General features: G+C 65.9%; 16 protein-coding genes. 5 read left to right on the top strand and 11 right to left on the bottom strand.

Features of this window, described 5'->3' with window-relative positions; all coding sequences use genetic code 11:
* Positions 1 to 11: 11 nt before the first annotated feature.
* Positions 12 to 1,838, top strand: a complete 1,827-nt coding sequence (gene glmS / locus WG208_RS16720) for a glutamine--fructose-6-phosphate transaminase (isomerizing) (protein ID WP_337172520.1) — start codon at positions 12 to 14, stop codon at positions 1,836 to 1,838.
* Between the two features lie 278 nt (positions 1,839 to 2,116).
* Here glmS and WG208_RS16715 read toward each other — a convergent pair whose 3' ends face one another.
* Positions 2,117 to 3,451 carry an ankyrin repeat domain-containing protein gene (locus WG208_RS16715; protein ID WP_337172519.1) on the bottom strand — a complete coding sequence of 445 codons (1,335 nt, stop codon included), beginning with the start codon at positions 3,449 to 3,451 and terminating at the stop codon, positions 2,117 to 2,119.
* A 530-nt stretch (positions 3,452 to 3,981) separates the two neighbouring features.
* Between WG208_RS16715 and WG208_RS16710 the strand changes: the two genes are divergently transcribed.
* Entirely contained in the window at positions 3,982 to 5,625 is a 1,644-nt protein-coding gene (locus WG208_RS16710) for a peptide chain release factor 3 (protein WP_337172518.1), read from the top strand.
* Between the two features lie 77 nt (positions 5,626 to 5,702).
* Here the strand turns inward: WG208_RS16710 and WG208_RS16705 are convergent, their stop codons facing one another.
* Entirely contained in the window at positions 5,703 to 7,055 is a 1,353-nt protein-coding gene (locus tag WG208_RS16705; protein ID WP_337172517.1) for a hypothetical protein, read from the bottom strand.
* 280 nt (positions 7,056 to 7,335) lie between these two features.
* On the opposite strand from WG208_RS16705, the gene dtd reads away from it, so the two are divergent.
* Positions 7,336 to 7,809 carry a D-aminoacyl-tRNA deacylase gene (gene dtd / locus WG208_RS16700; RefSeq protein ID WP_337172516.1) on the top strand — a complete coding sequence of 158 codons (474 nt, stop codon included), beginning with the start codon at positions 7,336 to 7,338 and terminating at the stop codon, positions 7,807 to 7,809.
* A gap of 108 nt (positions 7,810 to 7,917) precedes the next feature.
* On the opposite strand, the gene WG208_RS16695 is transcribed toward dtd, so the two are convergent.
* On the bottom strand, positions 7,918 to 9,099 hold the full coding sequence (locus WG208_RS16695; protein ID WP_337172515.1) for a PLP-dependent transferase: 1,182 nt from the start codon (positions 9,097 to 9,099) through the stop codon (positions 7,918 to 7,920).
* Positions 9,100 to 9,221: 122 nt separating this feature from the next.
* On the opposite strand from WG208_RS16695, the gene WG208_RS16690 reads away from it, so the two are divergent.
* Entirely contained in the window at positions 9,222 to 9,851 is a 630-nt protein-coding gene (locus tag WG208_RS16690; RefSeq protein WP_337172514.1) for a Maf family protein, read from the top strand.
* Here WG208_RS16690 and WG208_RS16685 read toward each other — a convergent pair.
* The 4 genes from WG208_RS16685 to WG208_RS16670 are packed head-to-tail and all read right to left on the bottom strand — an operon-like array spanning position 9,841 to position 14,920.
* The gene (locus WG208_RS16685) at positions 9,841 to 10,950 is read right to left on the bottom strand and encodes a glycosyltransferase family 9 protein (RefSeq protein ID WP_337172513.1); all 1,110 of its coding nucleotides are present in this window, start codon (positions 10,948 to 10,950) and stop codon (positions 9,841 to 9,843) included. The genes WG208_RS16690 and WG208_RS16685 overlap by 11 nt on opposite strands.
* On the bottom strand, positions 10,947 to 11,768 hold the full coding sequence (locus WG208_RS16680) for a lipopolysaccharide kinase InaA family protein (RefSeq protein WP_337172512.1): 822 nt from the start codon (positions 11,766 to 11,768) through the stop codon (positions 10,947 to 10,949). Before WG208_RS16680 ends, WG208_RS16685 begins: the two co-directional genes overlap by 4 nt.
* A gap of 7 nt (positions 11,769 to 11,775) precedes the next feature.
* A complete protein-coding gene (locus tag WG208_RS16675; RefSeq protein ID WP_337172511.1) occupies positions 11,776 to 13,398 on the bottom strand; it encodes an adenylate/guanylate cyclase domain-containing protein in 1,623 nt (540 codons plus the stop codon).
* Between the two features lie 22 nt (positions 13,399 to 13,420).
* On the bottom strand, positions 13,421 to 14,920 hold the full coding sequence (locus tag WG208_RS16670) for a chorismate-binding protein (protein WP_337172510.1): 1,500 nt from the start codon (positions 14,918 to 14,920) through the stop codon (positions 13,421 to 13,423).
* Between the two features lie 142 nt (positions 14,921 to 15,062).
* On the opposite strand from WG208_RS16670, the gene WG208_RS16665 reads away from it, so the two are divergent.
* Positions 15,063 to 15,695 carry an NUDIX domain-containing protein gene (locus WG208_RS16665; RefSeq protein ID WP_337172509.1) on the top strand — a complete coding sequence of 211 codons (633 nt, stop codon included), beginning with the start codon at positions 15,063 to 15,065 and terminating at the stop codon, positions 15,693 to 15,695.
* On the opposite strand, the gene WG208_RS16660 is transcribed toward WG208_RS16665, so the two are convergent.
* The 4 genes from WG208_RS16660 to clpX all read right to left on the bottom strand — a co-directional run bounded on the left by WG208_RS16660 (position 15,613) and on the right by clpX (position 20,652).
* Complete coding sequence (locus tag WG208_RS16660) at positions 15,613 to 16,293, bottom strand: hypothetical protein (protein WP_337172508.1); 681 nt, start codon at positions 16,291 to 16,293, stop codon at positions 15,613 to 15,615. The two genes, WG208_RS16665 and WG208_RS16660, sit on opposite strands and share 83 nt — an antisense overlap.
* The gene (gene yihA, locus WG208_RS16655) at positions 16,290 to 16,952 is read right to left on the bottom strand and encodes a ribosome biogenesis GTP-binding protein YihA/YsxC (protein ID WP_337172507.1); all 663 of its coding nucleotides are present in this window, start codon (positions 16,950 to 16,952) and stop codon (positions 16,290 to 16,292) included. The genes WG208_RS16660 and yihA overlap by 4 nt, the downstream gene beginning before the upstream one ends.
* Positions 16,949 to 19,306 (bottom strand): endopeptidase La, encoded by a 2,358-nt coding sequence (gene lon, locus WG208_RS16650; RefSeq protein WP_345787008.1) that lies wholly within the window; start codon positions 19,304 to 19,306, stop codon positions 16,949 to 16,951. The genes yihA and lon overlap by 4 nt, the downstream gene beginning before the upstream one ends.
* A gap of 83 nt (positions 19,307 to 19,389) precedes the next feature.
* A complete protein-coding gene (clpX, locus tag WG208_RS16645; RefSeq protein WP_337172505.1) occupies positions 19,390 to 20,652 on the bottom strand; it encodes an ATP-dependent Clp protease ATP-binding subunit ClpX in 1,263 nt (420 codons plus the stop codon).
* Positions 20,653 to 20,857: the final 205 nt, after the last annotated feature.

Genomic DNA, 20,857 nt, shown 5'->3' with positions numbered 1-20,857 from the left:
CCTGACCGACCATGTGCGGAATCGTTGGCTATGTAGGTGACAAGATCGCGACCCCGATGCTGATCGAGGGGCTCAAGCGTCTCGAATATCGCGGGTATGACTCGGCCGGCGTGGCGATCATGAACGGCAAGGGCGTCGAGACACGCCGCGCGGCCGGCAAGATCTCGCGACTCGAGTCCACCATCGCGGCCGATCCGCCGCAGGGGACGATGGGCATCGCACACACGCGCTGGGCCACGCACGGTCCGCCGAACGAGACCAACGCGCATCCGCACGTGAGTCAGAACGGCAAGATCGCCGTGGTGCACAACGGCATCATCGAGAATGCCACGGCGCTCAAGGCCGGTCTCGAATCGCGCGGATACGTGTTCAAGTCGGACACCGACACCGAAGTGCTCGCCCATCTGATCGAGACGGCCTATGCCGGCAACCTCGAAGCCGCGGTGATCGAAGCGTTGCGGCAGGTGGACGGCACGTATGGCATCGCGGTCATCTCGAGCGACGAGAAGGACAAGATCGTCGCGGCCCGCAAGGGCAGTCCGCTGCTGATCGGCATCGGCGAGGGCGAGTACTATGTGGCCTCCGATGCGTCGGCCATTCTGGCCTACACCCGTCACGTGGTGTACCTGGACGACGGCGACATCGCCGTCGTGACCCGCGACGGATACAAGGTGCTCGATCTCGATTCGGTGACCCGCGAGAAGCCGGTCACGCGCATCGAATGGGACCTCGCGCAGATCGAGCGGGGCGGATATCCGCACTTCATGCTCAAGGAGATCTTCGAGCAGCCGACCACGGTGGAGAACACCATGCGTGGACGTCTCATTCTCGAGGAAGGATTCTCCAAGCTGGGGGGGCTCAATATCCCGAAGGACGATCTGCTCGCGGTCGACAACATCATCATCACCGCCTGCGGCACGAGCTGGCATTCGGCCCTCATCGGCGAGATGATGATCGAGGAACTCTGCCGCATTCCGGTCGAAGTGGAATACGCCTCCGAGTTCCGCTACCGCAATCCGATCGTCACGCCGCGCACGCTGTGCATCGTGATCTCGCAGTCCGGTGAGACGGCCGACACGCTGGCTGCCATGCGCGAAGCGAAACGTCGCGGTGCGCGCACGCTGGGGCTCGTGAACGTGGTCGGCTCCACCATCGCCCGTGAGGACGATGGCGGTATCTACCTGCATGCCGGTCCGGAAATCGGTGTGGCGTCGACCAAGGCGTTCACGAGCCAGGTGGTGGCGCTGGCGCTCTTCACGCTCAAACTCGCGCGTCTGCGCGACATGAGTGTGCAACGCGGCCGTGAACTCGCGCAGGCGCTGGCCAGGTTGCCCGAGCAGATCCAGAGCATTCTCGATCGTGCGGATGAGATCGAGGAGGTGGCCGAGGAGTTCAAGCGGGCGTCCAATTTCCTGTATCTTGGCCGGGGCTACAACTTCCCCGCCGCGCTCGAAGGCGCGCTCAAGCTCAAGGAAATCTCGTACATCCACGCCGAGGGGTATCCGGCGGCCGAGATGAAACACGGGCCCATCGCACTCATCGACGAGATGATGCCGGTGGTGTGCATCGCGCCGCACGATTCGGTGTTCGACAAGATCACGTCGAACATCCAGGAGGTGAAGGCACGCAAGGGCAAGATCATCGCGATCACCACGCGTGACGAGCCGTCGCTGGCGGGCAAGCTGGACTACGAGTTCCGCATCCCCGAAACGGTGGATCTGCTGACGCCCATCCTGGCCTCGGTGCCACTGCAGCTGCTGGCGTACTACATCGCGGTGAAGCGGGGCTGCAACGTGGACCAGCCGCGGAATCTGGCCAAGAGCGTGACCGTCGAATAGCAGCGGCAGAGAATCAGAAATCAGAGGGTCAGAACTCAGACGGATATAGGGAGCAGGAAGGAGCAGCCAGAGGTCAGAGGTCCGAGCACTTCGTCCGCGGGTGGGTGCTGACGCGAGGGAGCCGTGTTTTGCGGGGCGCATTGCGCCCCGCAGGGGTCCTGCGGGCGCCCGGGCTGCAAGCCCGGCCAGCAGGGCTCGTGGCGCACACGGCCCCCTCGACCGCCAGTGCTCAGATCTCTGATCTCGTTGTTGTCTGATCTCTCAACTCGATCGCCGTCTCAGTTCTGACCTACTGATTTCTGACCTCTGACCCTGTCTGAAGATCTGAAACCAGAGGCCAGCCGCGCCCATAGCTCTTCGTCCGCGCGTAGCCGATCGTCGTCGATCCACTCGGCCTTCACGTCTGCGCCCGCGTCGAGCAGGCGTCCGATGATGGCCTTGTATGCGCTTGCCGGTGTTTTGCCGTCCACGAGCCAGGCGTGCAGGGCCCAGACCAGCGGCGTCGTGCCATAGGTTGCATCCGCACGGTGCACCGAGGCGCCGCGGGCGAGCAGCGTGTCGACCAGGGCTTCCTGTCCGGCATAACAGGCCACATGCAGCGCAGTTGCGCCGTCGCCGTTCGGGGTATCCACCGGCACCCCATGATCGAGCAGCGTCGCAATGGATTCGCGTCGGTCGTACCATGCTGCCATCGACAGGGCTTCTTCGGACTCGGCCGCCGAAGGCGCGCGCTCCACGAGCCGATCCGCGAGCAGGTCCACGCGCTCCACGCACGCCAGTTCCTGCAGATCCAGCGGAATGCCACGTGCGAGACAGAGCGCGCCCATGTGCACCGCGGCTTCGGGGCACCCGTTGGCGAGACAGGCGCGCACCATGCCCGCCACCACACGCGCGCCGCGGGCGATCAGCAGATCGGCCAGCGCCAGTTGCACGCCGGCCGCGCGTGGGTGCGCACTGGTGATGGCCAGACTGAGCGTATCCGCGCCGCCGCCGTAGACATCGCAGGTGGCGCGGACATCGGCGCCGGCGTCGAGTAGCGTCGCAGCGATATCGCAGACGTTGGACGGCGTGCGCTGACGGTAGTTCTCGACGCCGTTCGCGGACACGTAGTGCAGCAACGTCGATCCATGCTCACGATCGGATCGTGCGTGCACCAGCGCGGGATCGGCCCGCAGCAGGGTCGACAGGGTGGCCAGATCACCGCTCACCACCGCATCGGCCGCGTGCTCGAAGTGTGAGACGGGCGAGCGCTCACGTGTCGACGCGTCGAGATGCTGCAGCAGGCGCGTCCAGCTCGGAAATCCGTGGGCGCGGGCAATGACGAACTGCGCCTGACTCAGCGCCCCGCGCGTGCCGTTCAGTCGCTCCATCGCAAACGCGGCCACCTGTGCGACGGATCGGTTCACATCGTGGGCATGGGGCGGCATGGGCGGGGTGGGTTGCCCATCGGCTGAACCGGTGCGCCACAGGGCCGAGATCCAGCGTTGTGCCCAGGTCTCTACGGCGGCGGGGGCTTCATGGTGCGCGCGCACCAGTTCCTTGGCGCGGGTGCGGTACTGCTCCACGTCTGGACGGGACGGGAGCGGCAGGACGTCCTGCGGGTTGGGATACATGCGAATCTCCTTTCACGCGCCCGGAGTCCGCACTGATCGGGCTGAAAGAAGGTTCGGATGATGACCTTCCAGGATGGGTGGGCACGGCCCTTTTCGCGGACTGAATGCGCCCCTCGCGCGACTTGAGTCTAGTGCGGAGCACGCGGGGGGGCCACGGGCTGGCGTCTGGGTCTGGCGTCAGACCTTCAGAGGTCTGATGTCAGAGTTCCGAGGTCAGAACTGAGACGGAGATAGGGAGCAGGAAGGAGGGTTCAGAGGTCAGAGGTCCGAGCACTTCGCTTGCGAGCTGGGTGCTGACGCGAGGGCTCGCTGTTTTTCGGGGCGCTGCGCGCCCCAGCCTGCGGGCGCCCGGCCCGCAGCCGGTGGCGCGCACGAGCGGTCGTCGCCGTCAGCGCTCAGACTTCTGACCTCATGGTTGTCTGATCTCTCAACTCGATCGCCGTCTCAGTTCTGACCGGCTGACCTCTGACCTCTGACCCCGTCTGAGGGTCTGACGTCCGGCCCGACTCTTTGCATTATCTTTCAAGGCTATGACCGAAGCTGCACAGCCGCCCCTCGGGCCGACCGAAGCCGACACGGCCGCCGATCCCTCGCGCCTCACGAGCGAGATCGCGCGCCGTCGGACCTTCGCCATCATTTCGCATCCCGACGCCGGCAAGACCACCCTCACCGAGAAGCTGCTGCTGTACGGTGGTGCCATCCATCTCGCCGGCTCGGTGAAAGCCCGGCGCGCCACGCGGCACGCCACGTCCGACTGGATGAAGCTCGAGCAGGAGCGTGGCATCTCGGTCACCAGCTCGGTGCTGCAGTTCGAGTTCCTCGGCTACCAGCTCAATCTGCTCGATACACCGGGGCACGAAGACTTCTCGGAAGACACCTATCGCACCCTCGTCGCGGCCGACAGCGCCATCATGCTGCTCGACAACCGGCGCGGAGTCGAAGAACGTACGCGCCAGCTGTTCGACGTGTGCAAGATGCGGCGCACGCCCATCTTCACGCTGGTCAACAAGTGCGATCGGCACGGCGAGGATCCGCTCAAGCTGATCCAGGACGTCGAAGCCGATCTCGGCATCGACTGTTATGCCGCCACGTGGCCCGTGTTCGAGAGTGACGTGTTCATCGGCGTGTACGATCGCCTCAAGCGCGAGGTGCATCTCTTCGAACGCAGCGGGGATCGGGGCGCCACGCGCGCCGACGACACCATCATGAGCATCGACGACCCGAAGCTCATCGACGCCATGGGCGAGTCCGCGTTCGATCGCCTCATGAACGACATCGAACTGCTCGATGCCGCCGGACACGAGTACGAACATCAACGCGTGATCGAAGGAACGCTCACCCCGGTCTTCTTCGGCTCGGCGCTCACCAACTTCGGCATCGAACCCTTCCTGCGGGAGTTTCTCGAACTCGCACCGTCACCGGGACCGCGTGAATCGAACCTCGGTCCCGTGGCCCCCTATCGCTCCGATTTCACGGGCTTCGTGTTCAAGATCCAGGCGAACATGGACCCCAAACATCGGGATCGTGTGGCGTTCCTGCGTGTTGTCTCGGGGCACTTCGAAGCGGGCATGCAGGTGGTGCATCAGCGTACGGGCAAACCCGTGCGGCTGGCGGCCCCGCAGCAGTTCATGGCGCGCGACCGGGTGGCCATCGAGGAAGCCTGGCCGGGCGACGTGATCGGCGTCATGGACCGCGGCAATCTGCGCATCGGTGATACCCTGGGCGGCGACGGGACACTGGAATTCCAGGGCATCCCGCGTTTTGCTCCGGAGCATTTTGCGCGCGCCATGCCGGCCGATCCGATGAAGCGCAAACAGTTCGACATCGGTCTCCGGCAGCTCACCGAAGAAGGGGCGGCGCAGGTGTTCTACGCCGAGACCAGCGCCGGGGCACAACCCATCGTCGGAGCGGTGGGACAACTGCAGTTCGACGTGATGGCGTTCCGTCTCGAATACGAGTATTCCGCGCCCTGCCGATTCGAGAAGATGAATCACCGCTGGCCGCGCTGGCTCACCGGACCCAAGGCCGATGTCGAGCGTGTTGCCACCGGTCTCGGTCGCATGAAGGTGTACGATCACAAGGGCAATGTCGTCGTGCTCTTCCAGGATCAGTGGGCGCTGCGTCGTGCGTTGCAGCACGAAACGACCGTGCAGTTTCACGAGACGGCGCCGTAGCCGGAACCGGCAGACAAAAGAAAACGGGGCGGCGAGCTTCTCAGCTCACCGCCCCGTTTTTCGCTGCCGGAGGTCGCTTACTCTTCGGTCACCGCGCGGGCGATGACGTCGATCTGACGACCGACGTGGCCGATGACGAACCCGCCGTCTTCGGTGCTGGCAAAGTAGATGCGCAGGCAGGTGACCGGGTTGCTGCCCTTGCGCAGCTGATCGGCACACTCGACCTCGCGATCTCCGTCGCGGAACACGTACGGCGTCTTGCGGGCCGGATCGCTCGGTCCGGGTGAGTAGTCGACGCCCAGGTCGGCGAAGACTTCACCCAACGGGCGGCTCAGCGCCCGATCCTGACGGCGACGGCCGACTTCGCCGAGCGCCTTGAGATACGACCAGGCCGTATCGGGATCGGGGAACTCCGATTCCCGCGACGACTGGAAAGCCGAGGGGAGAATGCGGAGCGCATCGGAATAGAGCGCCTGGGCGCGTTCCACCGCTTCGAGCACCGACTGCGGAGCATCGCTGGCCGGCTTGGAGAGCGGCTGACGCTCCTTGAGGGCGGCCAGCGTGGTGCGGAGCCCCCGGGCCGACGAACGTTCGCTCTCGAGCTGCTGACGCGACTCGTTGAGGCGTTCACGGGTGCGGGCCAGTTCGCCTTCGGCGGCGCGAACGGCTTCTTCGAGCTGACGGACGATCCCGATGAGCTGGGTCTTGTCCATCTCCACCCCCGATTCCGCGGCGGCGAGCGCTTCCGACGCATCGGGACGCTGGCTGTAGGACGCGCTGCGCAGATCCCGCAGTGTGTCGGCAACGGCCGGATCGGAGAAGGGACGCTGCACCGATACTTCGGCCAGACGCTGCACGAGGCGGCGACGCTCACCGGGCAGTGCGAGCGCGCGAGCCAGGACCAGCGGATGCTGGAATGGATCGGACTCGAGCGTGAAGCCCGGCAGGTAGGCGCGGGCCGAACCCAGGAAGACGCTGCGGGCATGACCACCCACCGCATCGGAGAGGGCGAACGTATCAGCGTGACGGAGCTGGAAGCAGAGTCCGAGTCCGAACATCTCGGCCGCGAACTGCTCGGGCGGCAGCACATATCCCCCGTCGGGCAGCTCGGTCAGCAGCAGGACGGGCATGGTGCGCGCCGGATCGCACAACACGAAGCGCACGAAGGCATCGAGGGTGCCGGCTTCGAGCTGCGTCGGCGTCCGCTGCAACGGACCGTCGTTCGACACGAGCGTGAACGTGGCGTCGAGCTCGGAGAGCAACCGCGGCGGACGGACCGGCGGCGGCGCGCCATTGGGAGCTCCCCCCTCGGTGCCGACACGAATCGTCACCTGGCGATGGATCACACCGGCCGGATTGGTCGATGTCACATAGGTGACATGTGTGGACCACTGCAGCGACCGATCGAGCGGGTCGGGCGCGTGGACCACGATGTCAGCCAGCGACGCACCCTCTTTCCGGAAGGGCGCCCAGCGAAGGATCCGGCCACCGTCGAGAGTGTGATTCGAAGGCGAATCCCAGGACAGTGGCTGACCCTGATCCAGTCCCAGCCACGCAACGCACGCGGCGAGGAATGCAGCATCAGCATCTGTGGCCGCGAGACGCGGGGTCAGATCGAAGTGGAGAGCAAGACGTGGTTGCACGGGCGGTCGTTGATTGCAATGTCTCCGGTCTTTCGCGTTCACGTGACCGAAGCCAGACTCTGTTGCTATGCGAATACTACTCCAACGCGTTAAGTCTGCTGAAGTCCGCATTCGCGCGGAATCGCCCGAAGGCCCTAGCCGGGTCTCTGGCCGAATTCGTGCCGGATATGTGTTGTTGGTCGGCTTCACCCACGACGACACCGACGCAGAACTCGAATGGATGACCGAGAAAGTGATCGGTCTCCGTCTGTTTCCCGACGATGAGCAACGGATGAATCGCGACATCCGGGAACATGGCGGTGCACTGCTGGTCGTCTCGCAGTTCACGCTCTACGGCGACGTACGCAAGGGAAGACGTCCCAGCTTCGTCGATGCAGCCAAACCCCAGCCTGCCGAACTGTTATATAACCGATTCGTCGAGGGTTTGCGACAGAGGGGGATGGAGGTGGAGACCGGAGAATTCGGCGCCATGATGGACGTCGAATTGATTAACGACGGTCCCGTCACAATCCTGCTCGAACGTGAAGCGGACCGCCCCTGACTACGCACAGGTCACACAACCCGCTGAACGGACGGGAGCCGCTGCCGAAGCCCTTTCCATATAGTGACCGCGGGGAGCTGCGCCAGAGACGTGGATCAGTGCCGGCCATCACAGAGCAAGAGCCTGTTCCAGATCGGTGATGATGTCGTCGGCGTGCTCCAGGCCGACGCTCACCCGGATGAGCCCATCGGCGATGGCCACGGCTGCCCGTTCGGCGGGTGTCAGCTTGCTGTGGGTGGTCGAGGCCGGATGGGTCACGATGGTGCGGGTGTCGCCCAGATTCGCGGAGTGGGACACGAGGCGCACGCGGTCGAGAAACCGGCGGCCGGCGTCGAGGCCGCCACGCAGCACCAGCACCACGATCCCTCCGCCCTGAGTCATCTGCCGGCGGGCCAGGGCATACTGCGGATGTGACGGCAGAAAGGGATACCGCACCGACTCCACCGCCGGGTGCCCGTCGAAGTGGGTCGCGATCCGGAGTGCGCTCGCGCAGTGCCGGTCCATGCGCACGGCCAGCGTCTCCAGCGACTTGGAGAGCAGCCAGGCGTTGAAGGCGCTCATGGCCGGTCCGGTGTGACGGGCAAAGAACCGGCAGTCGGCCAGATACGCGCGGTCTCCCACGATGGCGCCACCCAGCACTCGTCCCTGGCCGTCGATGTACTTGGTGGCCGAGTGCACCACCACGCTGGCGCCGAGCCGGAGCGGCTGCTGGAGATAGGGCGTGGCAAAACAATTGTCGACGACGAGTGGAATGCCGCGCGACTGCGCCAGGGCACCGAGCCACGCCAGATCGATCAGTTCGAGCCCGGGATTGCTGGGAGTCTCCACGAAGAGCAGCCGCGTGTTCGGACGGATGAGGCGCTCCCACGAGGCGGGATCCGCCACATCGGCGTAGTCGCTGGTCACGCCCCACCTTGGCAGGAGGCGGGTCAGGATCTGGTGGGTGGATCCGAACAGCGCACGGGACGCCACGATGTGGTCACCCGCCGATACCCGCGCGGCCAGGGCGGTGAAGACCGCCGACATGCCCGACGCCGTGGCGATCCCGTCCTCGCCCCCTTCCAGCAGACACAACTTCCGGACGAATTCGTCGGTATTGGGGTTCGCATACCGGCTGTACACGTTGCCGCTCACTTCCTCCGCGAACAATGCGCGGGCATGCTCGGCGTCGTCGAAGCGGAAGCTCGACGTGAGATACAATGGCACCGAATGCTCGCGCTCCGCGGTGACCGGAGCCTGCGTGCGGATCGCGAGTGTCTCGAAGTGCGGATCGGAACGGTCGTCGGACATGGCAGGCCGGGCGGAGTGGTGACGGTGATCAGAAACAGCGGGGGCACCGTGTGAGTGCCGCACGATCGGGACGCGCCAAAGCCGGCTGCACCCGATGCGAGGCACGCCATAAACTTATCGGCATGATTCCTTTGTCCGATTCCTCCACGCCGCAGGCCGGCGCTTCCGTGCGTGTCATTCTTGCCTCCCAATCCCCGCGTCGCCGCGAACTGCTGACGCTCATCGGCATCCCGCACGAGGTCCGTCCGGCGGATGTCGACGAGACGGTGTGGGAGGGAGAACAGCCGGTGCCGCACTGTGAGCGGCTCGCACGCAGCAAGGCGCACACTCTGGCCGGCGCCAACGCCGACGCCCTCGTGATCGGATCCGACACCATCGTGGTGGTGGATGGCGATATCCTGGGCAAACCCCGCGATCGTGACGACGCCATCGGGATGCTGCAACGTCTTGCCGGCCGCGAACACACGGTCTTCACCGCCGTCGCCGTCGCGCACGGTGGCCGCACCGTGTCGGGCGTGGAAGCGGTGCAGGTCCGGTTCCGTGCGCTCGATCGGGCGCGGATCGAAGCCTATGTCGACACCGGCGAACCGATGGACAAAGCCGGGGCGTACGGCATCCAGGGGTACGGCGCGACCATCGTGGAACGCATCGACGGTGACTACTTCGCCGTCATGGGGCTGCCGCTGGGACGCATGGTGACACTCATCCGCTCACTCGGCTTTCACTACGACTTCGGTCCGGTCAGCGTTTGAAACGCAGGGCCTCGAGGCGCGCATCGGCATAGTGGGCGCGCCAGTGGTGCAGCTTGTGCACGACGTCGTCCACGGTGATACGCGCCAGACGACCTTCCCGGTACGTCATGTCCACGGGATAGTCTTCGCCGGGATCGCCATAGGCGTCGATCATGAGATCGTGCGCAAAATCGTACGGTCCCACGCGTTTGGGGTTGGTGTATCCCAGCAGCGAGATGACCGGCGTGCGGAGCGCGATGGCCAGATGTAACGGGCCCGTGTCCGGTGAAAGCGCCACCGCCGCTCCATCGAGGATGGCCGAGAGCTTGCGCAGTCCGCTGCCCAGTGCCGAATGCGCCATCGGGGCCGTGCGCAGAATGATCTCCTCCGCGGCCCGCTCCCGTTCCGAATTGCCGCCCACCAGCACCGGCTGCAATCCGAAGTCGTTCCAGAGCACCTGACACACCGCTGCCCAGCGCTCCGGCATCCAGTCCTTGGCTGGCTTGCTGGTGGCCACGACGATCGGAGCAATGGGACGATCGAACCGGGCCAGGAACTGACGCTGCCAGTCCCGCTCTTCGTCGTTCCAGGGGCCCAGCGTCCACTGTGGCACGCCGTGAGGCACCCCGAGCGCATCGAGGAATTCGAAGTACTGATCCTGCACGTGTTGTCCCGCGTGCGGCGGAATGCGATGCGTGGTGAAGAGCCAGTTCGCATCGCGCGCGCGGGCGCGATCGAAGCCGAGTTTCACCGGTGCCTGCGTGAACCCCGTGATGAGGCCGGCCTTGAAGTACACCTGCAGGCCGAGCACCACATCGAATTGCCGGTCGGCGAGCTGCCGGCGTACATCGAGGAACGCGCGCCAACCGCGGCTGCGATCGAACAGCACGATATCGTCCACCAGCGGATGCCCGCGCACCAGCGTGGCCGGCCCGGGTTGCAGCACCCACGTGACATGCGATGTGGGCGCGTGGGCTTTCAGCGCGTGGATGACCGGCATGACGTGCACGGCATCACCCACCGCACTCATCATGACGATGCCGATGCGATCGAGCCGCACCGGAGGCAGCGGGGGTGTGGTGATCGTACGGGTCGGAGCCGGAAGGGACGGGATGGTCATGCCAGATGCCCGTCGACGAGATCCGCACGCGCGGCATCGGCGAATCCGGCAATGCGCGGGTCGGCAAAATCGCATCCGAAATGACGTCGCCACTTCATCATCGAACGGGTCAGACGTCCCACATTGCGTTCCATCGTTTCCTGCGGCGTGCGTGATGGATTCCACTGCACCACATCGACATCGATCATGAGGGCTTCGAGTGCGCCATCGCCCGTTGCGCCACCGCCCGTGCGGCGGAGCAGGATGTTCTTCACATTGAGATCGGGGTGCACGACCCCATGTCGCGCGAGGGTCAGCAGCAACTGCCGCGTGGCACGCAGGGCCTGCTCACATTCCATGGCGGGTGCGAGTCCGGCCAACACCATGCCCAGGTCGGCGGTATCGGGCACGTAGTGCGTGACCACATCCACCCGCACGAGTCCGGGACCGGCATGATACCGCACGAAGCCGAGTACCTGGGTGGTGGGGATGCCCGCGTTGCGCAGTGCCGCGGAATGGGCCATCTCCACCGGCGCGCGCGAGGGACGACGGAAGCGATCCCCGGTGATGGGTGCGAACAGACCGCCATGCCAGGCGTGGCGCACCACCACGTGAACTCCCGACAGCGGCAGCGTGGCCACGTACACCGGCGCCCGGCCACGCAGGGCCTGGGCCTGTGGTTGTGCCGATGCCCAGTCGTACAATGACCCGTAGCGGCTCACGAGGCTCACGAGATCCTCGCGCACGAGTGCCACCGCCGTCACGTCGGCACGATCGAGTGTCACGGCGGGGGGGAGGACAGCGGGAGCCGCGAGGGTCGCGGCGGCGAGAGTGGTCACATGCCGCTCACGGTGTCGTCGACGGTGCTGCTGGTGCTGCCGCTGGTGTCGCCGCAGGTGCAGGCGGCGTCACCTGCCACACCGGGCTGTCTTCACTGGTGTGACGGAACACGTGCAGCTCGGGACGCGGGAGACAGGGTCGGCTGACGGCGAGGCGGTCGGCCATGGCTTCGCTCACGAGAATCTCTCCGCTCCGGGCGAGCGAACAGAGCCGGCTGGCGAGATTCACCGTGTCACCGATCAGCGTGAACTCCAGTCGTCGTGGTGATCCGATGTTGCCCACGAACGCATCGCCGGTGTGAATGCCGATGCCCACGTCGAGCTGCGGTCGTCCTTCCCGGCGCCAGCGTGCATTGAGGGTGTCCAGCGCCTGTAACATGTCGATCGCCGCGGCGACGGCCCGTTCGGGGTCGTCGTCACGTGCCTCCGGTGCGCCCCAGTAGGCCATGATGGCATCGCCGATGAACTTGTCGAGTGCGCCCTCATGCCGGAACACACAGTCCACCATGGCGCCGAAGTATTCGTTCAGTTGCTGCGCCATGGCGGTGGGCGGCAGCGATTCGGCGATGGCCGTGAAATGGCGGATGTCGCTGAACAGCACCACCACCGGCTGACGGACGCCACCCAATGACACCTGGGTCGTGCTGCCGGCGATGCGTTCGGCCAGTTGCGGCGTGAAGTAGCGTTCGAAGTTCTCGCGGACCCGTTCTGCGTGCTGCAGCTGCGCCGCCGCGAGTTCGCGTTCCACTGCGGCCGAGGCGATGCCGGCAAACGCCACGAGCAGCGCCAGATCGTCGTCCTGGAATGCCTGATGGGCGCGCAGATGATCCACGTACAGCACGCCCAGCGTGGCGCGTCCCTGTTCCTGTCCGTCACCCAGCAATGGCGCCGCCATGGCCGACTTCACGGCCTGCTGCACCACCGATTCGCCGGCCGTGCGGGTGTCGGTTGCCGCATCGTTGGTGAGCAGCGCCACCTGGCGTTCGGCCACGCCATGCGCGATGGCGCGGGGCACCGGACGGGGAATGGCGCCCAGACGGTCGCGGGACACCCGGGTGCCCAGTGTGCCGTCGGGTTCGGTGAGCAGCACGGCCACCCGGTCGGCATCGAAGGTGGCGAACAGATCGGCGGCGATCGCATCGAGCAGCTCTTCGAGATCGCCGAACGCTCCGAGACGCTGCGCGATCCGCACGAGCTGCGTGAGACGCACCGTGGCGCGTTCATGATTGACCGCGATATCGGCCAGCGCCTGATCGGGCGAGGGCACGAGACGTTCGCGCAGCATCGTCGAACCGGCGCTGGCGCCGGCATACGATGGGGTCGGACGCATCGCCGCCGATTCCACCTCACGCACGGTGAAGGTGACCGTGCCGAAGGCCACCGTGTCACCGGCGCGCGCCACGCCACGTGTGACCCGCGTGCCATTGATCCACGTGCCGTTGCGCGAACCCAGATCCACGATCTCCACCGAGCCATCCTGCTCGCTCAGCGAGAGCTCCGCATGACGGCGCGAAACGGCGGGGTCGAGCACCGGCAGATCGCTCACCGGATCGCGTCCCAGCACCAGCGCCGCGCGTCCCACGAGGGAGAAGCGGCGGTCACCTGATGCCGAAGTCAGGACGAGTGTCACGGGATGATGTCCGGCCGAACGATCAGCTGCGGGCGCGGCCGATGGCCGTGAGCATCGCGCGCGCCTTGTTCTCGGTCTCTTCCCATTCCCGTTCGGGGACCGAGTCGTACACGATGCCGGCGCCGGCCTGCACCGACGCCACCCCATCCGCGATGACACAGGTGCGGATGGTGATGGCGAGATCCATGCGTGTATCACCCGCGCCGATCACACCCAGGGCGCCGGCATACGCGCCGCGCCGTTCCGGTTCGAGTTCGTCGATGATCTCCATGGCCCGCACCTTGGGCGCGCCGGTCATCGTGCCGGCGGGGAAGACGGCCCGGAAGGCATCGAGCGCACTCGAACCGTCCGCGAGTTCTCCTTCCACCTGACTCACGATATGAAACACGTGCGAGTAGCGCTCGATGATCATGAGATCGGTGACTTCCACGGTGCCGTACTTCGCGAGCCGTCCGACATCGTTGCGGCCGAGGTCCACGAGCATCACATGTTCGGCGCGTTCCTTCTCGTCGGCCAGCAGCTCGGCGGCGAGTGCGTCGTCTTCTTCCGGTGTGTGGCCACGCGGGCGCGTGCCGGCAATGGGACGCACCGTCAGACGACCGTCCGCCACCCGCACCAGCATCTCCGGCGAACTGCCCACGAGCTCCAGACCGTCGAGGTACAGGTGATACATGTACGGCGACGGATTGAGCGCGCGCAGGGCGCGGTACAGCGTGGTGGTGTCGAAATCGAGCGGCACTTCCATGCGACGCGCGAGCAGCGCCTGGAAGACGTCACCGGCGAGGATGTATTCCTTGATACGCTCCACATCGCGCAGAAAGTCCGCCCGGGGATACATCGACGTCGCCGTGGCCGGCGCCGCCTGCTCGTCGAGCGTGAGCGGCGGCAGGGTTTCCGGCCCCTGCAACCGCGCGATCGTTTCGTCGAGTGTGGCCACGGCGGCGGCATACTGCGCGTCGAGCGCGGCGTCGGTGGCATTGGCTGCGACCGGCACGGAGACGATCGCCCGCGCCTGACCGCGCCAGTTGTCGATGACCACGAGCGCGTCGGTGAACACGAAACACGCATCGGGATAGTCGAGCGCCCGACGGGGCGGATTGGGCAGCCGCTCGATGTGACGCACCACATCGTAGGCGAAAAATCCGAACGCGCCGCTCCAGAGCACGCCGAGCTCCGGCGCGTCCACGGGGTTCATGTCACGCACGATGTCACGAAGATCGGCGATCGGATCGGCCGGCGTGCGTGCGCCATGCCAGCCGGCTTCCGGTGTCCAGTCTTCCACCACCCCATCGCGCAGTCGCCAGGCGCCGCGCGGTTCCGTCCCCATGTACGTGTAGCGGGACCAGGCTTCGCCCCGCGTCACGGCCGATTCGAGAAAAAACGCGAACGGCCCGCGACGGAGTTTGGCGAACGCGGAAACGGGGGTGCAGAGATCGAGCAGGCAATCGCGCCAGACAGGTACGAGGCCGCCGGTCGATCGGCAGCTTTCGGCGCGGGCCCGGAATTCAGCGAGCGTAGTCATCGGGGGAAAGTTCGCCGGACCGCTTGCCATGAGGCAAGCGATGGTGCGGAAGCTCCGGTGCAAAATCTCCGATGGAGCATGTGGACCATGCGGATCGTGCGGGCCCATCGCAGGGGACGCGACCGGCCCGTATCGTATGCGTATGGAATCGACATCACCTGGAACGGCGGACGGAGCGATGGCGGGGGCGGCGGAGACCACGCGCATCGCCGCACGGATCGTGGACGTCCTGATCCTCGCGCCCTCTGAAGACGGCACGGCAGACGGCCCGCTGGCAAGCACCTTTCCCGCCCGCTGGCGCGTCCTGGCGCTGCGACGGGCGGCTCACACGCGCTGCACAGGGGCCTGGGAAATCGTGCATGGGCGCATCGAAGCCGGTGAACGTCCCGCGGAAGCCGCACGCCGGGAAGTCTTCGAGGAGACCGGATTCACCGTGGACCGCCTCTACAGCCTGTCGGTCAATCCGTTCTATCTCTCGGTGACGGATACCGTGCAACTGGCCGTGGTCTATGCGGCCGTCCTCGATCGGCAGGATATCGCGGTGCGTCTCAGCGAGGAACACGACGCGGCACGCTGGCTGACCGCCGAAGACGCGCAGCAGATTCTCGCCTGGCCGCGCGAACACGAGGCCGTGCGGCACGCGATGTGGTTGCTGCGGAGCGGGGATGCGGGCGCGGTGGAGGATGTGTTGCTCACCGCTTCACCGCCCCCGCGCGCGAGCGCACCAGCGCCCGTTCCCGCTCCACCCGTTGCAGCACCTGACTCCAGTCGGTGATGCTCTGCACACTTTCCATCTGCGCCGTGACCGGCTGATTGATGTCGAGCTGACCGTCGAACACCAGCAGGGCCGACTGCACTTCGCGTTGACGCAGCCGGTATTCGCCGAAGCCCGGCGTCAGCGGAACCATGTCGAGCGGGCGGAAATCGCGGCCGGTGTTGGTGATGATGAACTCCTGCGGAGAGAACCGCGTCTCGCCCTGTTCGAGCGCGAAGAAGCTCACGTACCAGATCGAATAGTTCGGCAGCCGGTTGCGTTCGCGGATGGCCTGCAGCTTCCGCTCGTTGCCCGCCACCAGCTCACGCAGGGCCCGATACGAATCGGGGGAGAGCAGCCGGATGAACCGTTCCTCGAGCGGAATGGCGCGCACCTGCAACCCCGCCGACGGCGAGGTCTTGAGCGCGATATCGTCCTGTCGCAGGGTGCCGAAGCCCGCCGGTATCCAGTTGGGATCGAGCGTGTCTCCGGAGATGGCCGGCAGCGAGGGCGGGATCTGCGCGCCGACCGGCACCGGCGAACCGCCGGCACAGGCCAGCAGCATGGCCGACAGTGGCATCCACGCGGACCAGCGCCACATCCCCAGCCTCTTCATCACGCGTCGTCTCCTGCTCCCTCGGTTTCTTCTCCGTTGTCGTCCAACCGCCAGTCGGGCGCGGCAAGCAGCGCCATCAGCGCCGACGCCAGTTCATCGCGTCCCGCACCGGTCCTTGCCGAAAACGACACCACCTGATCCGGATCGAGCCCGAGCCGCGCGCACAGCGCCTGCACCCGTTCCACCGCCTCGCGCGGCTTGAGCTTGTCCGTCTTGGTGATGGCCACGATGGTTGGTACCCCGACCTCGGCCAGGAAATCCATCATGACCAGATCGTCCTCGGTCGGATCGTGCCGCACGTCGAGCAGTTGCACCACGCCCCGCAACGTCGGGCTCTCCGACAGGTATCCCTCGATGAGCGGACGCCACTCGGCTTTGCGTGCCTTGCTGATGCGCGCGTAGCCGTAACCCGGCAAGTCCGCGAGCACGAACTGACGATTCACATCGAAGAAGTGAATCTCCCGCGTGCGCCCTGGCGTGGTGCTGACCCGGGCGAACGCCTTACGTCGCATCAGCGTGTTGAGCAGAGAACTCTTGCCCACGTTGGAACGCCCCACGAAGGCGATCTCCGGCAGGGTGATCTCGGGACGCCAGCCGTCACGGGTGGCCATCGGCCCCAGATACTCCAGGTGCCTGATGACGAGAGGATCGGGCGTGGTCATGTGGGCTGCCCCTGCTCGGCCTGCACGAACACGGGAGGTTCGTGACGGGTTTCTTCGGGCAGCCCGGTCGGTGCATCCCGCAGTGCCAGCGCCAACACCTCGTCCATGGTCTTCACCGTGTGCCAGGTGAGTCCTTCGCGCACGTCGGCGGGCAGTTCGGCGAGATCCTTGGCGTTGCCGTGCGGAATGATGACGTGCGTGAGGCGATGCCGATGCGCCGCCACGCCCTTCTCGCGCACCCCGCCGATGGGCAGCACACGGCCGCGCAGCGTGACTTCCCCTGTCATCGCCACATCACCGCGCACGGGGATGCCCGTGAGCGCACTGGCCAGCGCGGTCGCCAGCGCGATGCCCGCGGACGGACCGTCCTTGGGCGTCGCGCCCGCGGGCAGGTGCACGTGGATATCCCGCGAGCGATGAAAGTCGGGCGGCAATCCCAGGGCGTTGGCGCGGGCGCGCACGTAACTCAGAGCCGCGGCCGCCGATTCCTTGATCACGTCGCCCAGAGTGCCCGTGAGTTGCAGCCGTCCCCGACCGGGCACCACACTCACCTCGATCTCCAGCAGTTCGCCACCGGTGCTGGTATACGCCAACCCCGAGGCGACACCCACCTGATCGCTCAGCGCCGACTCTTCGTCCTCGTGCTGAATGGGACCGAGCAACGCGGGCAGTTCATCGCGGGTCACGATGACGGGAGCGGCCTCCGAGGTTTCTTCGGGCCATTCCCGTCGCGCGAGTTTGCGCGCCACGCGCGCGATGCGACGCTCGAGATCACGCACGCCCGCTTCCCGTGTCCAGCCGCGGATGATCGCCGGCAGCACATCGTCGGCCAGCGCGACCTGCGCTGCGGGTACGCCGTTGGCCGCGAGTTGACGCGGTACCAGGTACCGTCGCGCGATGGCCAGTTTCTCGCCTTCGAGATATCCCGGAAGCCGGATGATCTCCATGCGATCGCGCAACGCCTCGGGAATGCCCCCCAGCGAATTGGCCGTGGTCACGAACAGCACCTGCGAGAGATCGTAGTCGACTTCGAGGTAATGATCGTTGAACGCCCGGTTCTGTTCGGGATCGAGCACTTCGAGCAGGGCCGCTGCCGGATCACCGCGCCAGTCGCTGCCCAGCTTGTCGATCTCGTCGAGCAGGATCACCGGGTTCTTCGATTCCGCGCGACGCATCGCCTGGAGGATGCGCCCCGGCATCGAACCAATGTACGTGCGCCGATGACCGCGGATCTCGGCTTCGTCACGCACGCCGCCCAGCGCCATGCGCACGAAACGACGGCTCAGGGCTCTGGCGATGGAACGACCCAGCGACGTCTTGCCCACGCCTGGCGGACCCACGAGACAGAGGATGGGACCCTGCTGCGTGCCCACACGCGCGAGGACGGCGATGTGATCGAGGATCCGCTCCTTCACTTCGTCGAGACCGAAATGGTCTTCCTCGAGATACTGCTTCGCCTGCGCGAGATCCGTCGTGTCTTCGGTCTGGGTGTTCCAGGGCAGCGCCAGCACCCAGTCCAGCCAGCCACGTGCCACGGCGGCATCCGGTGAGGTGGGCGAGCTGCGCCGGATCCGCTTCAGTTCACGCTGCGCGCGTGTCTCCACCGCTTCGGGCAGTCCGCGCGCGGCAATCTGCCGGGCGAGCTCCTCGAACTCGTCCCCGTCTTCCTGGCCGAGCTCGCGATGAATGACCCGCAACTGCTCCTGCAGGAAGAACTCGCGCTGATTCTGAAAGATCGAACCGCGGACCTGTTCGTCGATGCTGCGTTCGAGTTTGAGCAGTTCGAGTTCGCTGCCCAGCAGTTGCACGAGCTGTTTTGCCAGATCCTCGAGCGAGGGCGCCGCCAGCAGCTGCTGACGCTGTTCGATGGGGACCTGCAGGTGCGCGGCGATACCGAACGCGGTGCGCTCTTCCTGTTCGAGTCCCTGCAGCATGCCCACGATTTCCGGCGACAGCCGTCGCTGCAGTCCCGCGTATTCCTCGAACAGGGTGAGCGCATGACGGATCTGTGCGGAGGTGATCTCTGCACTCTGTCGTTTGGACGGCGCGAACGGCAGCAGATCGGCGCGCGCTTCGAGCAGCGCGTCATCGCCGGGTTTCCGCGAACGTTTGGGTGGAGCGCCGAAACGCCGGACGATCATCCGGTCGGTGGCATCCACCAGGATCTTCATCGTGCCACCCGAGCCACGACTGGCCTGCTGGATGCGCGCGCGCACCCCGATCCGGTACAGATCCGACGCCGCGGGCTGCTGGACTTCGGGATCCTGCTGCGTCACCAGCAGCACTTCCCGGGAACCTTCGAGGGCGTTGGCCACGGCGGCCAGTGAACCGGGCCGTCCGATGAGGAGCGGCATGGCGACGTGGGGGAACAACACCACGTCGCGAAGCGGAAGGACCGGCAACCTGTGGCTGCCGGTCCTCGAAGAACGTTGTGTGGTCAGGCTTCCTTCTTCTGCCGCTTGGGCGCGATCTCGAGGAGTGGTGGACCGCCGTTCTGCACGGCGGCTTCGGTGACACGCACCTCCACGACATCCTCTCGCGTGGGCAGATCGAACATGGTATCGAGCAGGGTTTCTTCGAGAATCGCCCGCAGGCCGCGCGCACCGGTGCCGCGCTTGAGCGCCTTGGCCGCCACCGCGCGCAGTGCGGACTCCTCGAAGGTGATCTTCACTTCTTCCAGGTCGAAGAGACGCTGGTACTGCTTGGTCAGCGCGTTCTTCGGTTCCTTGAGGATGGACACGAGCGCCTCCTCGTCGAGTGCTTCGAGCGGCACGCAGACGGGGAGGCGGCCCACCAGTTCCGGAATGATGCCGAAGCGCAGGAGATCGTCCGGCTCGACTTCGGCAAACGGGGTCTTCGGCGTGGTCTTGCCGATCGACACGACTTTGGTGTCGGGCTTCTCGTCGCCGAAGCCGATCAGGCGGCGGCCGGTGCGCGCCTCGATGATCTTCTCCAGGCCATCGAAGGCACCTCCGCAGATGAAGAGGATGTCCTTCGTATTGATCTGGATGTACTCCTGCTGCGGATGCTTGCGGCCACCCTGCGGCGGGACGCTGGCCACCGTGCCTTCGAGAATCTTGAGCAGGGCCTGCTGCACGCCTTCGCCCGACACGTCGCGCGTGATGCTCGGGTTTTCCGACTTGCGCGCGATCTTGTCGATCTCATCGATATAGACGATGCCCCGCTCGCACTCGGCCACGTTGAAATCACCCGCCTGCAGCAGACGGACGAGGATGTTCTCCACGTCCTCGCCCACGTACCCGGCTTCGGTGAGGGTGGTCGCGTCGGCGATGGTGAACGGCACATCGAGGATGCGGGCCAGCGTCTGGGCCAGCAGCGTCTTGCCCACGCCGGTGGGGCCAATCAGCAGGATGTTCGACTTGTCGAGCTCGGCGTCGTCCTCGCGGGCGGAGCCGGCCGCGTTGATGCGCTTGTAGTGATTGTAGACGGCCACGGACAGGGCCTTCTTGGCCTGATCCTGGCCGATCACGTACTGGTCGAGGATGTTCTTGATCTCACGCGGGGTGGGAACCTGCGTGATGGCCTCGGCGACCTCGCGCTCCTCGTCCTCCGCCAGGATCTCATTGCAGAGTGCGATGCACTCGTTGCAGATGTAGACCGACGGGCCCGAAATGAACTTCCGGACGGCGTCCTTGGACTTGCCGCAGAAGGAGCAGCGGAGGTGCTTGTCGTGGGACATTGCGATCCGGTACGGGGCTTGCTGGGGAGGCCGGCTCCCCGATTGGGCGCACAGGCGGCCGCGACGGATCGCGACTGCTCACGTGCCACATGCCTGTAGAGTTAACCCCGGTCGGCGTACAGGGTCAAGCGAAGACGTTGCCGAGATGAGTGTCGGCAGGTCGGGGGAAAATCCGAACGGCCGGGGGCGTTTGGGGAACAGCTCA

The sequence above is a fragment of the Gemmatimonas aurantiaca genome (genome assembly GCF_037190085.1).
Classification (GTDB): domain Bacteria; phylum Gemmatimonadota; class Gemmatimonadetes; order Gemmatimonadales; family Gemmatimonadaceae; genus Gemmatimonas; species Gemmatimonas aurantiaca_A.
The sequence above is the reverse complement of the archived record's forward strand: the minus strand, read 5'-3'. Positions and strand labels throughout refer to the sequence as shown.

Excerpts from the sequence above, each read along its gene's own strand:
- glmS (WP_337172520.1), top strand. The coding sequence starts at position 12 with ATGTGCGGAATCGTTGGCTATGTAGGTGACAAGATCGCGACCCCGATG.
- WG208_RS16715 (WP_337172519.1), bottom strand. The coding sequence starts at position 3,451 with ATGTATCCCAACCCGCAGGACGTCCTGCCGCTCCCGTCCCGTCCAGAC.
- WG208_RS16710 (WP_337172518.1), top strand. The coding sequence starts at position 3,982 with ATGACCGAAGCTGCACAGCCGCCCCTCGGGCCGACCGAAGCCGACACG.
- dtd (WP_337172516.1), top strand. The coding sequence starts at position 7,336 with ATGCGAATACTACTCCAACGCGTTAAGTCTGCTGAAGTCCGCATTCGC.
- WG208_RS16695 (WP_337172515.1), bottom strand. The coding sequence starts at position 9,099 with ATGTCCGACGACCGTTCCGATCCGCACTTCGAGACACTCGCGATCCGC.
- WG208_RS16690 (WP_337172514.1), top strand. The coding sequence starts at position 9,222 with ATGATTCCTTTGTCCGATTCCTCCACGCCGCAGGCCGGCGCTTCCGTG.
- WG208_RS16685 (WP_337172513.1), bottom strand. The coding sequence starts at position 10,950 with ATGACCATCCCGTCCCTTCCGGCTCCGACCCGTACGATCACCACACCC.
- WG208_RS16670 (WP_337172510.1), bottom strand. The coding sequence starts at position 14,920 with ATGACTACGCTCGCTGAATTCCGGGCCCGCGCCGAAAGCTGCCGATCG.
- WG208_RS16665 (WP_337172509.1), top strand. The coding sequence starts at position 15,063 with ATGGAATCGACATCACCTGGAACGGCGGACGGAGCGATGGCGGGGGCG.
- yihA (WP_337172507.1), bottom strand. The coding sequence starts at position 16,952 with ATGACCACGCCCGATCCTCTCGTCATCAGGCACCTGGAGTATCTGGGG.
- lon (WP_345787008.1), bottom strand. The coding sequence starts at position 19,306 with ATGCCGCTCCTCATCGGACGGCCCGGTTCACTGGCCGCCGTGGCCAAC.
- clpX (WP_337172505.1), bottom strand. The coding sequence starts at position 20,652 with ATGTCCCACGACAAGCACCTCCGCTGCTCCTTCTGCGGCAAGTCCAAG.